The sequence below is a fragment of the Pedobacter terrestris genome (assembly GCF_052343045.1).
Classification (GTDB): Bacteria; Bacteroidota; Bacteroidia; order Sphingobacteriales; family Sphingobacteriaceae; genus Pedobacter.
In genome coordinates, this window is the sequence record NZ_CP180264.1 from 2,454,825 (window position 1) to 2,469,113 (window position 14,289).

Sequence of the window (14,289 nt, forward strand, 5' to 3'; positions counted from 1 at the left end):
ACCTCTTAGCATTAAACCAAGATTATTAAAGATTTTTAATCTGCCAACCCCAAGAAATAATCATATATGAAAAAATTACTCTTAAATCTGGTTTTAGTTGCATTAACAACGCTAAATGTTATCGCGCAGCAAAAAATTGGAAATGAAACGCTAGTTCAGAAAGAACAAAGAATGAAATGGTGGACAGATGATCGTTTTGGAATGTTCATACATTGGGGATTGTACGCAATGCCTGCTAGGCATGAATGGATCAAAAAACGGGAGAACATTTCTGATGAAAAATATAATCAATATTTCAACTACTTTAATCCAGATTTATTTGACCCGATAACCTGGGCCAAGCAAGCAAAAGCCGCCGGAATGAAATATGCTGTACTCACGGCAAAACACCATGAGGGCTTTGCATTGTTCAACAGCCGTTACACGGATTATAAGGCTACAAATACCCCAGCAAAACGAGATTTGGTTAAAGAATTCTTAGAAGCTTTCAGAGCTCAGGGAATTAAAGTTGGATTATATTATTCATTAATAGACTGGCATCATCCCGATTATACGATCGATAAAAACCATCCTCTACGCCCATCTGCAGACACAGATTCCGCCTATGCAGCAGTAAACAAAAACCGGGATATGTCCAAATACCGAAAATACCTGTTTAACCAGGTTACCGAGTTATTGTCCAATTACGGAAAAATCGATATGCTTTGGCTGGATTATTCTTTTCCAGGAAAATATGGCAAAGGTAAAGACGATTGGGGATCCGTTGAATTGCTGAAACAAATCCGTAAGCTTCAACCAAATGTGATCATCAACAACAGATTAAATTTGGAAATGTATGAGGACGGGGCAGATTTTATGACACCAGAACAGGTAAATACTAAAGCATTAGAAGCTTATAAAGGAAAAGTATGGGAAACCTGCCAAACCTTCTCCGGCTCGTGGGGATATTATCGTGATGAAAATACTTGGAAAAGTGATAGAACCTTATTGGATCTCTTAATCACTTCTGTTGCAAATGGAGGGAATCTATTACTGAATGTCGGACCGACAGCCAGAGGTGAATTTGATTATCGTGCTGTAAATGCACTAAACAATATGGGAAAATGGATGCATGTAAATAGCAAATCTATCTACGGCTGCACTTTTGCACCAGAAAAATTTAAGGTAAACGAAAATACCAAATTAACCTACAATCCGGAAACAAAACGTCTTTATGTACATCTTTATAGTTATCCTGCTGAAACTTTGACACTTCAGGATTATAAAGACAAGGTTGCATACGCACAGTTCTTACACGATAATTCAGAGATACAGTTTAAAGCCAATGATGCTGCTTCGAATGATCTTGTGCTGATTCTTCCTAAACAAAAACCCGATATAGAAATTCCAGTTATAGAATTGATTTTAAAATAAAATAGACTTAGATTTACCCAATGACCCTTGAAAAAAATATATTATTGGATAAATATAATGCTAGTGATACGGACGTTTTTACTTCAGAAGATACATTTAATAATATTGCAGAGTTAGCCAAAGATATTAGCGGCGCGGAATGTGTCTATGTAGTACTTGAAGGAAAGCTTAAGTCAGTAATTCCGGCATCAAAAACGCAAGTCAATTTCATAATAGACAGAGTTAACCAACAAAATACCCACCTACAAATTAATGAAACAGGAGATTCATTTCAGATACAATATAATTTAGATGCCATCCAGATTCCAATTATCAACTCAGAGCGAAAATCTCTTGGTTTATTGGGAATTTTGATGCAGAATCCGGTTGAACTTAGCGATCGACAGGTCTTTATGTTGAATAACCTTGCGAAGCTGATTAGTGAAAAACAAGAAGTTCGAAACCGTACCCGCAGATTATTCCAGATTACCGACGACCGTTTGCACGTTTTAATACACGATCTAAAAAATTCCATGACAACCATTTCGCTGCAAGCAGAACTCATGGAAAAACTAGCCGCCGGGCAAGATAAATTACAGATGATTGCCGGGAAAATGAACTTGCAATCTAAAAATATTACCGAGGCTTTTAATCAGATTTTAAGTGCTGCAAAAAGAGAAGACCACAATTATAAACCCAACAAAACCAAATTTCAGTTAGAGGAAGTTTTGCTTACTTCCATCAGAAGTGTACAACATATTATAGAAGAAAAAAAACAAAATATAGTATTCGCAACTGGTGATAACCCAGAAATTTTCGCAGATTTTGAAAAGCTTAGCGAAATTTTTAAGTCGATTTTAAAAAATGCCAGCAAATTTTCGAACGGCGGAAGCAAAATTACTGTAAACTCAGAGACCGAAAACCAGAAAGTTACAATAAGTATTAGGGATGAAGGTTTGGGTTTACCAGAAGAGGATATTGATAAACTATTTTTCAAATTTGCCCAGCTTAGCTCGTTTCCAACGGATAACGAAAACACAGAAAAATTGGGTTTACCATTGGCAAAATTGCTGGTTGATATGCACCGCGGCAAAATCTGGGCAGAAAGCACCGGAAAAAACCAAGGCACAACATTCTATGTAGAACTTCCTCTAAAATGAAAATCATCTTCGTAGCTTTAATATGTCTGAGTACTTGTACATTTGGGCAAAGCATTGTACCGGACACGTCTTTTTCCATTTATTCTACTTACCAGAAGGAAAGAAAAAGACGCCCTTACATCCGTATTGCAGAGGCAAAAACTACAGGCGATTTTAAAATTAAGAAGAACATTGTTTTTGCCTCAACTCCTACAGGAGATTTATTTCTGGATATTGTTTACCCTAAAAAAAAAGCAACAAACCATTTCCTGCAGTATTGTTTGTGTTTGGTGGTGGATGGCGTTCAGGGAATAGAGCGCAAAATATTCCTCTGGCACAAAAACTTGCTGAAGCCGGATATGTTTGCGTAACCGCAGATTATCGTTTATCTACACATGCATTGTATCCCGCGGCTGTTTATGATCTTAAAAATACGGTTCGCTGGATGAAAGACAACGCGATAAAATTTCGCATTGATACGACGAAAATTGCGATTACAGGTTTTTCTGCCGGCGGACAATTGGCCGCCTTAGTGGGAACAACCAATAGTGATCCTAAATTTGACCAACAAAAAATCAATGAGAAAACGAGTACTGTACAAGCGGTTATTGATGTAGATGGTGTCTTGGCTTTCGATCACCCGGAATCGTCTGAGGTGAGTACTGATCCAAATAAAAAATCTGTGGCAGCCATTTGGCTTGGTGCCAATTTAAACGATAATCCCGGTTTATGGCACGACGCATCTGCTTTGCAACATGCCGGAAAAAATAGTGTACCTTTTCTCTTTATCAATAGTTCTACACCAAGATTTCATGCCGGCCGAACAGAGTTTATTGAAAAAGTAAAACCCTTCGGCATTTACACAGAAGTTCATGAAATTGCAGATACCCCACACCCTTTTTGGCTTTTTCATCCTTGGTTCAATGAAGTGGCAGATACTATGATCCATTTTCTCAATCAACAATTCAAATCTGGATAATTTTAAAATCGTTATTTGTTATCAAATGATTGCGCTGCATTTCCATGCGCCAAATTGCCAAACAGACAAGTCAAAAAATTACTTTCTCTGTGTATCTTATTCTAATCCGGGATAAAAAACAATATAGATACAATTTACGATCAATTTTCGTCTTAAAGAAGTATCGCCGCGTTAAAATTGAATTTATTTTAAATTTCTGGCCATAAAATGAAACCATTTTTAAGAATCAGGGTTCTATATAGACTTCATAAATAGTTTGTTTGGTTTATTTGGGGCTTATGGATATAAGCCCCTTTCTCGTTTCCATACTCTTGATACAACGGCCTTCGTTTTTTATGTAAACTCATTGTACGCTTACAGTTATTCGCTTGCTATCGCTGAGTTTATTTTTACGCTGATCTTCCTTCCAGTAATAATTCGGATCCACATCAACAAACAATATTGGCAGCGGATTCTCAAGCTGACTATTTGGTCTCAGCCTTGCACCTATTCACATTGTAGAAATTCCAATTAGTTGTGTAACGGTAAATCCGGCAAGAAGTATCGGGCCGACACTATTGGTTGGCGGCGAAGCTATAAGCCAACTTGGTTGTTTATTCTGCCACCAATAGCGGGCACTATTGTAATTACTTTACTGTATATTTTTTTGTAAGAGCGCAGCTAATACTAAAAAGCTGGGATGAAAATTATTCATCCCAGCTTTTTAAATATTATAGATTTTTGGTAATGACCTCATCCATTGGTTTAGTTTTAGAGCGAAAACGGTGAACCAATTCTCCTTTTTCATTAATCAAAAACTTTTCAAAGTTCCATTTAATATCGCCCTGCTCCTCCGTGTTGGTTTGGGTGGTTAGATACTTAAATAATGGACTAATGTCAGCCCCTTTCACGCTGCTTTTTTCAGCCAGTAAAAAAGATACATTATACTTTCCTGTACAAAATTCTTTAATTTCTGTGTTGGTCGAAAATTCTTGTCCGCCAAAATTTCCCGCTGGGAAACCAATTAGAACAACATCTTTACCATACGTTTTATGAAGTTTTTCCAAATCTTCATATTGTGGTGTAAAACCACATTTCGATGCAGTGTTTACAATAAGGATCTTCTTGCCTTTAAATTTTGATAATTTAATTTCTTTTCCATCAATGGTTTTAAAACTAAAATCATAAACGTTTTTAGGCGGAGATACCAATAAATTAAGTAAGATTAAAATCGTGCTGATCATGTTATTATGTATTTATGTACGAATATAGTTAGAAAATGATTTGATAAGCGTAAGCCAACAGTAATAAAGCATATAAAAAACATTCCGCATAAGATTAGAAATAAATTAAAATCTGCTAAAAAACGAACTTATTTCTTATCAGGTTTTGATTTATGGGGTATTTATAGCTTTATTTGCAGAAAAACGTAATTCATGGCAAAAAATCTATTAATCGTCGAATCTCCCGCAAAGGCAAAAACCATAGAAGGCTATCTTGGCAAAGATTTTCTTGTAAAATCTAGCTATGGCCATATAAGGGATTTGGTTAAAGGAGATATGGGGATAGACATTAATAATGATTTTGCTCAAACTTATGAAGTTCCGGCTGATAAAAAGAACGTTGTTTCAGAACTGAAGAAGCTTGCTAAAGATGCCGAAATGGTTTGGCTAGCATCCGATGAAGACCGCGAGGGAGAAGCCATTTCGTGGCACCTATTTGAAACTTTAGGACTTAAACACGATAAAACCAAAAGAATCGTTTTTCATGAAATTACAAAACCGGCAATATTAAAAGCAATCGAAAACCCTAGAGGTATAGATTACAATTTAGTTAATGCGCAACAAGCACGTCGTGTTTTAGACCGTTTGGTAGGTTTTGAACTTTCGCCAGTTTTATGGAAAAAAGTAAAACCTTCATTATCTGCCGGCCGCGTACAATCTGTTGCTGTACGTCTTATTGTAGAACGTGAGCGCGAAATCAATAACTTTAACGCAGCTGCAGCATTTAAAATCACTGCACAATTTTTAACTGGTAAGGGAAAAGAAATGGTTAAGGCCGAACTTCCTCAGCGTTTTGAAAGTGAGGCAGATGCCGAAAAATTTCTTAGTGATTGTGTAAGTGCGAAATTTAACATTACGAGTTTAGAAACCCGTCCGGCAAAAAGAAATCCTGCTGCCCCGTTTACAACTTCTACTTTACAACAGGAAGCATCACGAAAACTTGGTTTTTCTGTTGCCAGAACCATGCAGGTTGCGCAAAGGCTTTATGAAGCCGGGAAGATTACCTATATGAGAACAGATTCTGTTAATCTTTCTGATACTGCATTAGCAGCAGCTTCTGCCGAAATTAAGTCTGCTTACGGCGAGAAATACTACCAGGCAAGAAAATATAAAACAAAATCCGCAGGTGCGCAAGAAGCTCACGAGGCTATTCGCCCAACTTATTTTGATCGCCATACTGTTGATGGTGATATTTCAGAAAAACGTCTTTACGATTTGATTTGGAAAAGGGCGATTGCATCTCAAATGAGTGAAGCGCTTTTTGAAAAAACCACCGCACAAATTAGTGCATCTACACGTAAAGAACATTTAGTAGCCGAAGGTGAAGTTTTAAAATTTGATGGTTTTTTAAAGGTATATCTAGAGTCTACGGATGATGAAGAAGGCGATGAGAAAGAAGGCGGCGCAATTTTGCCACCTTTAGCAAACGGACAGGAATTGTTTTTAAGAGAAATGCAAGCCACTGAACGTTACTCTCGTCCACCAGCCCGATATACTGAAGCCAGTTTGGTTAAAAAATTAGAGGAATTGGGTATTGGAAGGCCATCCACTTATGCGCCTACAATTTCTACAGTACAAAACAGAGGTTACGTAGTTAAGGAAGACAGAGACGGTAAACAACGTAAGTTTACGTCTATTGTATTGACGGCGGGTAATGTAACCAAAGAAATAAAAACAGAAACTACAGGTGCCGAGAAATCAAAATTATTCCCAACTGACATTGGCGAAGTTGTAAACGATTTCCTGGTTGCACACTTTAAAGGCATTGTAGACTTTAATTTCACAGCGAAAGTTGAAAAGGAATTTGATGAAATTGCTCAGGGTTTGCAAGAATGGACAAAAATGCTCCACTCTTTTTATAACCCTTTTCATAGCGAAGTCGAAACCACTTTAGAGACAGCAGAACGCGCAACTGGCGAGCGTTTATTAGGTCTCGATCCGGCAACAGGTAAAAATGTGTATACTAAAGTTGGTAAATTTGGACCTTTGGTACAAATTGGTGAAGCAGACGATGAAGAAAAACCCCAATATGCCAGTTTGATGAAAAGCCAATCTGTGGCCACAATTACACTAGAAGATGCATTGGAGCTTTTTAAACTGCCTTTCCAACTTGAAGATTATCATGGCAAAGAAGTTATGGTAGGCGTTGGCAGATTTGGCCCTTATGTTAAATGGGGAGAAAGTTTCATTTCTTTACCTAAAAACGAAGATCCTTTATCTGTTGGAAATGAACGCGCAATCGAAATCATCAACCAAAAGATGGATGCTGATGCGCCTATCGCACAATACCAAGGCTTGGGCGTAACAAAAGGAAAAGGCAGGTTTGGTCCGTTCATCAAATGGAATGATCTTTTTATTAATATTCCAGCTAAAGGGTATGACTACGATAATCTTTCTCAGGAAGATATTGAGACATTAATTGGAAAGAAAGTAGAAAAAGAAGCCAACCGTTACATAAAAGTCTGGGAAGCTGAAAAAATTTCGATCGAAAATGGCAGATGGGGACCATTTATCCGTTTTGGAAAACTCATGTTAAAACTCAGAAACAATGAGGCAACCAAACAAAAATATACTGCAGAAGAACTTGTTGATGTAGATTTGGAAGTGATAAAGAAAATGATTGTTGAGCAAGTTCCAAATGCTTTTGAAACCAAGAAAAAAACGCCTGCAAAGAAAAAAGCTCCGGCAAAAAAAGCAGTAGCAAAAAAGAAATAATTTATTAGAATCATATCAGATAGAAGGCTTTTAAACCTTCTATTCTGTTTTAACATCAGATTATAGTGAAAGCGGATTTACCAGAAAACACAGTAGAAGACATTGCAATGGCCGTTGTGCTGATGAGCGAAACACCAGAAGTAAAAAACTGGACGGTATACATCGTAAACCTTAAAGACCAACCGCTCACCAATGTTTTAATCAGCTCGAAAGGTTATGGAGAGAAAGATGGCAAACAAGTTAAAACATCAGTATTGCGCCATTTTATCGGTGACATGCAAGCCGATAGTTTTGCTGGCGTAGAAGCAATTGATCCAGAAGTATTTGGTTTAACTAACGAGTATTGGCTCAGCTATTATATTGACGGAACTATATTTGATAAAAAATTTATTTTTCTACCAGAAAGTATTGTAGATTCTAACCTGATACGTATTCCCTTGGTAAATAAGCCTGGCGTCATGATCAGATAAAATCGTGGGAGAGCTTTGCCTTTTTTCATCACATTAATCGGCTACCAAAATCCGATTTCCCTCCTACTCTGTAAAACCCCTAAAAACAAAAAAGGCTGCAACTTGGAAGTTACAGCCTGATTTATTATTAAGATTAACTACTAAGCGTACGCTACAGCATCTCTTGATGCAAGTTTGGTTGTGCCCATCAGGTATTCATCCACCTTACGTGCAGCTTCTCTGCCTTCAGAAATTGCCCAAACAACCAGCGATTGTCCACGTCTTACATCTCCTGCTGCAAAGATTTTAGCAATATTGGTTTGATAAGTATGCTCAGATGCTTTAACATTACCTCGGTTGTCCAATTCAACACCTAATTTTTCGATTAAACCTTCTTTTTGAGGATGTAAAAAGCCCATTGCCAGCAGAACAAGTTCGCAAGGAAGTTCGCGTTCAGAACCTACAACTTCTTTAAAGCCACCCGGACGACCGTTCGCGTCTATCTCCCACTCAACATCTACAACTTTTAAAGCTTTTAAATTGCCATTTTCATCGGCAATAAATTCCTTAGTACTTACAGACCAAGCGCGTTGTGCGCCTTCTTCATGTGACGATGTATTTTTCAACAACATTGGATAAGTTGGCCAAGGCATATGAGCATTACGCATCTGAGGTGGCATTGGCATAATCTCAAACTGAGTAACTGATTTTGCACCATGACGGTTAGATGTTCCAATACAATCAGAGCCCGTATCTCCACCACCAATTACAATAACATTTTTGCCTGTTGCAAGAATATCTTCACTTTCAAAACTGCGGTTAGAAACCCGCTTATTTTGTTGTTTCAGAAAATCCATTGCAAAATGCACACCTTTGGTCGCGCGTCCCTGAATCGGTAAATCACGTGGAATTGTAGAACCACCAGCCAAAACAATCGCCTAGTAATCACGCAACAACGTACTTATTTCTACATTTTCGCCAACATTTGAATTGCATTTGAAAATGATCCCTTCTTCCTTCATCAAATCAATTCGGCGATCAACAATATTCTTCTGCAATTTAAAATCAGGAATACCATAACGTAACAATCCACCAGGAGCATCGTCTCTTTCAAAAACCGTCACTTCGTGGCCAGCCTTATTTAATTGTGCGGCAGCAGCCATTCCTGCCGGGCCAGAACCAACTACAGCAACTTTTTTACCAGAACGGATTAATGGCGCTTTAGCTTTAATGAAACCTTTATCAAAAGCGATTTCGATAATATGTTTTTCTATTTCTTCAATAGAAACCGGCGGCCGGTTAATACCTAGAACACATGCAGACTCGCAAGGTGCCGGACAAATTCTTCCCGTAAATTCTGGAAAGTTATTGGTGCTGAGCAATATATTTGCAGCGAGCTCCCATTTTGCTTGATATACCGCATCATTAAATTCGGGAATTACATTTCCCAACGGGCAACCCGACTGGCAAAATGGAACACCGCAATCCATGCAACGCGCCGCTTGATTATTTAATTCTACCGGAGGCAATTCATTTACAAATTCTCCGTAATGTTTAACTCGTGTTACAGCCTGTTCTTTTGTGGGCGCAACTCTATCGTATTCCTGAAATCCTGTTACTTTTCCCATGGCTTAATGTGTTTTTACTTGTGATGTACGTTTGTTCAAAACTGCTTTGTATTCTTTCGGGAATACTTTAACAAAATGTGCTGACTGAGATTTCCAATCGCTTAATATAAATTCAGCAACCTTACTGTCTGTCAATCTAATATGAGATTTCAACAACGCTAAAATGCGTTCTTCATCTTCAGCGAGAAGTGGATCTAAATCCACCATTTCTTTATTACATTTGCGTGGGAAAGTTCCGTTAACATCGTAAATCCAGGCAATTCCACCACTCATTCCGGCCGCGAAATTACTTCCGGTATCGCCTAAAATAAGGACTTCTCCACCAGTCATATATTCACATCCGTGATCGCCAACACCTTCAACAACTGCTGTCGCACCAGAATTACGTACAGCAAAACGCTCACCTGCTTTACCTCGTGCATATAGCTCGCCAGAAGTTGCGCCATATAAGGCCACGTTACCAATTATAATGTTTTGTTCAGGTACGTAACTGATATTTGAAAATGGATAAATTGCTAAACGTGCTCCGGATAATCCTTTTCCAACGTAGTCATTTGCTTCTCCTTCTAATGACAATGTAACACCGCGGGTGTTAAATGCACCAAAACTTTGTCCTGCAGAGCCCGTGAATTTAAAATTAATGGTGTCAGGAGATAAGCCAGCCCCCAAATGCACTTTAGAAATCTCGTTGGATAACATGGTACCTATAGCACGATCGGTGTTTTTAACCTTAAAGCCAGCGAATACAGGCTCGTTATTGGTAATAGCAGGTTTTGCTGCCGCGATGAGTTGATGATCCAGCACATGGTCTAATCCATGGTCTTGAGATTCTGTATTAAATTGAGGCAATCCATTATCTTCTGCTTTATACAAAATGGCGGATAAATCTACATATTTCAATTTCCAGTCTGCATCTGCAACTTCTCTAACTTTAAGCGCATCAGCCTGCCCGATCATTTCATGAATAGTTCTGAACCCCAATTCTGCCATAATTTCGCGAAGCTCTTCAGCAAGGAAATAAAACAGATTAACCACATGATCTGCTTCTCCGGAAAATAGTTTTCTTAACTCTGGATCTTGCGTGGCTACGCCAACAGGGCAAGTATTCAAATGGCATTTGCGCATCATAATACAGCCGGAAGTAACCAACGCAGCAGTTGCTACGCCCCATTCTTCAGCGCCTAACAATGCAGCAATGGCAATATCCCGACCGGTTTTCAATTGTCCATCTGTCTGAAGAACAATCCGGTTACGTAGTCTGTTCTTAACTAAAGTTTGATGTGCTTCTGCAAGCCCAAGTTCCCAAGGCAAACCTGCATGTTGAATGGATGTTAGCGGCGATGCTCCCGTTCCGCCATCGAAACCGGAAACCAGAATCACATCGGCATGCGCTTTTGCAACACCAGCAGCAATTGTACCTACGCCAGCTTTAGAAACCAATTTAACGTTTATGCGTGCCTGGCGGTTTGCATTTTTAAGGTCGTAAATCAGTTGTGCTAAATCTTCGATAGAATAAATATCGTGATGCGGTGGAGGCGATATTAAACCAACACCCGGTGTAGAGTGACGAACTTTTGCAATCCAATCATCCACTTTGTGACCTGGTAGCTGCCCACCTTCACCTGGCTTTGCACCTTGAGCCATCTTAATCTGCAATTCATCTGCATTCGTTAAGTAGTAACTGGTTACACCAAAACGCGCAGAGGCAACCTGTTTGATGGCCGAACGCATACTATCGCCATTTGGCAATTTACTATAACGCATTTCATCCTCTCCGCCTTCTCCGGTGTTGCTTTTGCCACCAATGCGGTTCATTGCGATAGCTAAAGTAGAATGCGCTTCGTGAGAAATCGATCCGAAAGACATTGCACCTGTAGCGAAGCGTTTTAGAATTGCTTCAGTAGATTCTACTTCTTGCAATGGCACAGACGGACGGTCATACTTAAAATCAAACAAACCGCGAATGGTATACGCTTGTTGTGTTTGCTCATTTACCAGTTTGGAATATTGTTTGAAAATACTGTAATCGTTTTTACGGGTTGCATTTTGAAGCAAATGGATAGTTTGCGGGTTAAACAAATGCTGTTCTCCACGTCTACGGTATTTGTATGTTCCGCCGGCTGGAAGAATGTTATCTATCTGAGTTGCCGGACCAAAACTTCTGTGGTGTTTAATTAACGTTTCGCGGGCAATTTCATCCAATCCCAATCCGCCGATGCGTGAAACTGCTCCAGTAAAATAAGTATTAACTACGTTTTTATTGATCCCTAAAATTTCGAAAATCTGTGCACCTTGATAAGATTGCAAAGTAGAAATTCCCATTTTGGAGAAGATTTTCAACAAACCTGCATTTACAGCATAAATATAATTCTTAGTCAGTTTTTCAATTGCTAAACCAGATTCTTCTTTAAACGATTCGATCGTTTCTAAAGCCAAGTAGGGATTTATTGCGGTTACGCCAAAACCCAATAAAGTAGCAAAATGGTGCACTTCCCAAACGTCGCCTGCTTCTGCCACAATACCCACTGCACCACGATAACCTTTACGGATTAAATGGTGATGAACAGCAGAAACGGCAAGCAATGAAGGAATCGCTGCGTGTTCAGAATCAATTGCCCGATCAGACAATACAATTACCTGGAACCCGTCTTCTACCGCGTCCACTGCATAGCGGCACAAGCGGTCTAAAGCTTTGGCCATAGCGCCTGGTCTACCGTCTGCACGGAAATACGTTTGGAGCGTTTTCGCCTGAAAAACCCCGGTATCTATACTTCTCAATTTCTCCAATTCCTGATTGGTCAGAATTGGGTGTTTGATGGCTACACAATGGGCTTGTTTTGGATTTTCCTCCAAAAGGTTTCCATTGCTTCCCATAAAGCTGGCCAAACTCATAACCACTTTCTCCCGAATCGGGTCAATTGGAGGATTGGTTACCTGAGCAAACAATTGCTTAAAATAAGATGATAAATGCTGTGGTTGTTTAGATAAAATGGCTAATGGCGTATCTGTACCCATAGAGCCAATTGGTTCTTTACCTTCAACCGCCATCGGCTTTAACAACAGATCTACATCTTCTCTGCTATAACCGAAAACTTGCTGATATTTAAAAACAGACTCTGTAGAAAGTCCGGTAAACTTAACCCGCGGATCTGGCAATTCTTCCAAACGAATCTGGTATTGATTAATCCAGTCTGCATAGGGGCTTTTGGTACAAATCTCGCCTTTAATTTCCTGATCGCTTATAATACGGCCTTGCTCCATATCCACAACAAACATTTTGCCTGGAGTCAATCTGCCTTTTTCAATTACGGTACTTTGATCAATGGCTAATGCGCCGGCTTCAGAACCCATAATTACACGATCATCAGAAGTAATGGCGTATCTAGACGGACGCAATCCGTTTCTATCTAAGGTTGCACCGATAATTTTTCCATCGGTAAAAGCAATCGCTGCTGGGCCGTCCCAAGGTTCCATTAGTGTTGCATGAAACTCATAGAAGGCTTTTTTAACCGGATCCATATCTTCATTACCATCCCAGGCTTCTGGTACAAGCATCATTAACACGTGCGGAAGTGATCTACCTGCATGTAGCAAAAGTTCGATCACATTATCCAGACAACCAGAATCAGAATTGGTTTCGTCAATTATCGGAAGCAAAATATCCAATTCTTCTTTAGAAAAGTAAGAAGAAGCAAAAGATTTAACGCCCGCTCTGAACCAGTTTAAATTACCCTGAAGGGTATTGATCTCGCCATTGTGTGCGATGAAGCGGAAAGGCTGAGCCAATCGCCATGATGGAAATGTATTTGTTGCAAAACGTGAGTGAACCAATCCTAAAGCAGACACCACACGTTTATCACTTAAATCTTTAAAATAGGTGCGAACTTGTAAAGAAGTAAGTTGACCTTTATATATAATAGTTTGTGCAGAAAGAGAAACGACATAAAAATCTTTTCCGCCGTGCACTGTATTGGTGATGAGCTTAATTAAATAATTTTTGAAGATGTACAGTTTACGCTCAAAATCTGCGCCTGGTGCAACTGCATAAGGACGTGCAATAAACACCTGTTCAATTTCTGGTTCTACAGACAAAGCCATGTTACCAATATCTGTGGTATCTACATCAACCTTTCTGAAACCTAAAATATCCAGGCCGAGTTTTTCTGCAGCCCTGTAAATCAATTCACGGCATTCTTCTCTCGAACGAATATCCTTTGGCATAAACAACATACCCGCACCATAATTATTGGTTTCTGGCAAGCTGAACCCAGCCTTTAAACATTCATCATAAAAAAATTCGTGCGGTAGCTGAATCATAATCCCTGCGCCATCACCGGTGTTTGGTTCTGCGCCACAGGCACCACGGTGATCCAGGTTTTCTAAAATTGTTAATGCATCGGAGATGATCTGGTGTGATTTTCGCCCTTTCACATGCGCCACAAACCCGATGCCGCAGGCATCATGTTCGAACTGCGCATCGTACAATCCACTGTTTGGTTCCATTTTTTGCTCGTTAGTTTTTGGTGTATAGGAAACACTAAGGTAATAAAAAAACACAATAAAATTATAGAGTTGATATAATTTTTAGAATTTTCTTACCCAATAGCTAATTAAAACGAATTAAATTATCAATTTAATAATATTTAACCATTTTGAATGTCATAATCACAACTCAGCAAATCACCATTCAAACTGGATAAATATGGGGTGAAACAGGGGGAATAT

6 protein-coding genes and 2 pseudogenes are annotated in these 14,289 nt (G+C 39.1%); 5 read left to right on the top strand and 3 right to left on the bottom strand.

Annotated elements, in window-relative coordinates:
* Positions 1 to 66 precede the first annotated feature (66 nt).
* The 3 genes and pseudogenes from ACJVDH_RS10440 to ACJVDH_RS10450 form a co-directional block, all read left to right on the top strand.
* Positions 67 to 1,413 carry an alpha-L-fucosidase gene (locus tag ACJVDH_RS10440; protein ID WP_443947514.1) on the top strand — a complete coding sequence of 449 codons (1,347 nt, stop codon included), beginning with the start codon at positions 67 to 69 and terminating at the stop codon, positions 1,411 to 1,413.
* A gap of 44 nt (positions 1,414 to 1,457) precedes the next feature.
* On the top strand, positions 1,458 to 2,552 hold the full coding sequence (locus ACJVDH_RS10445; protein ID WP_443947515.1) for a sensor histidine kinase: 1,095 nt from the start codon (positions 1,458 to 1,460) through the stop codon (positions 2,550 to 2,552).
* 241 nt (positions 2,553 to 2,793) lie between these two features.
* A pseudogene (locus tag ACJVDH_RS10450) lies at positions 2,794 to 3,510 on the top strand (alpha/beta hydrolase fold domain-containing protein); the annotation flags it as partial.
* A 710-nt stretch (positions 3,511 to 4,220) separates the two neighbouring features.
* Here the strand turns inward: ACJVDH_RS10450 and ACJVDH_RS10455 are convergent.
* Positions 4,221 to 4,733 carry a glutathione peroxidase gene (locus ACJVDH_RS10455; RefSeq protein WP_443947516.1) on the bottom strand — a complete coding sequence of 171 codons (513 nt, stop codon included), beginning with the start codon at positions 4,731 to 4,733 and terminating at the stop codon, positions 4,221 to 4,223.
* Between the two features lie 192 nt (positions 4,734 to 4,925).
* Between ACJVDH_RS10455 and topA the strand changes: the two genes are divergently transcribed.
* Together topA and ACJVDH_RS10465 are read left to right on the top strand one after the other, a co-directional pair.
* A complete protein-coding gene (gene topA, locus ACJVDH_RS10460) occupies positions 4,926 to 7,487 on the top strand; it encodes a type I DNA topoisomerase (RefSeq protein ID WP_443947517.1) in 2,562 nt (853 codons plus the stop codon).
* A gap of 65 nt (positions 7,488 to 7,552) precedes the next feature.
* Complete coding sequence (locus ACJVDH_RS10465; RefSeq protein ID WP_443947518.1) at positions 7,553 to 7,957, top strand: hypothetical protein; 405 nt, start codon at positions 7,553 to 7,555, stop codon at positions 7,955 to 7,957.
* A gap of 140 nt (positions 7,958 to 8,097) precedes the next feature.
* Here ACJVDH_RS10465 and ACJVDH_RS10470 read toward each other — a convergent pair.
* Positions 8,098 to 9,564 (bottom strand): annotated as a pseudogene (locus ACJVDH_RS10470) (glutamate synthase subunit beta).
* A gap of 3 nt (positions 9,565 to 9,567) precedes the next feature.
* Positions 9,568 to 14,067: a glutamate synthase large subunit gene (gene gltB, locus ACJVDH_RS10475; RefSeq protein WP_443947519.1), complete on the bottom strand. Its 4,500-nt coding sequence runs from the start codon at positions 14,065 to 14,067 to the stop codon at positions 9,568 to 9,570.
* Positions 14,068 to 14,289 lie beyond the last annotated feature (222 nt).

Excerpts from the sequence above, each read along its gene's own strand:
- gltB (WP_443947519.1), bottom strand. The coding sequence starts at position 14,067 with ATGGAACCAAACAGTGGATTGTACGATGCGCAGTTCGAACATGATGCC.
- ACJVDH_RS10440 (WP_443947514.1), top strand. The coding sequence starts at position 67 with ATGAAAAAATTACTCTTAAATCTGGTTTTAGTTGCATTAACAACGCTA.
- ACJVDH_RS10455 (WP_443947516.1), bottom strand. The coding sequence starts at position 4,733 with ATGATCAGCACGATTTTAATCTTACTTAATTTATTGGTATCTCCGCCT.
- topA (WP_443947517.1), top strand. The coding sequence starts at position 4,926 with ATGGCAAAAAATCTATTAATCGTCGAATCTCCCGCAAAGGCAAAAACC.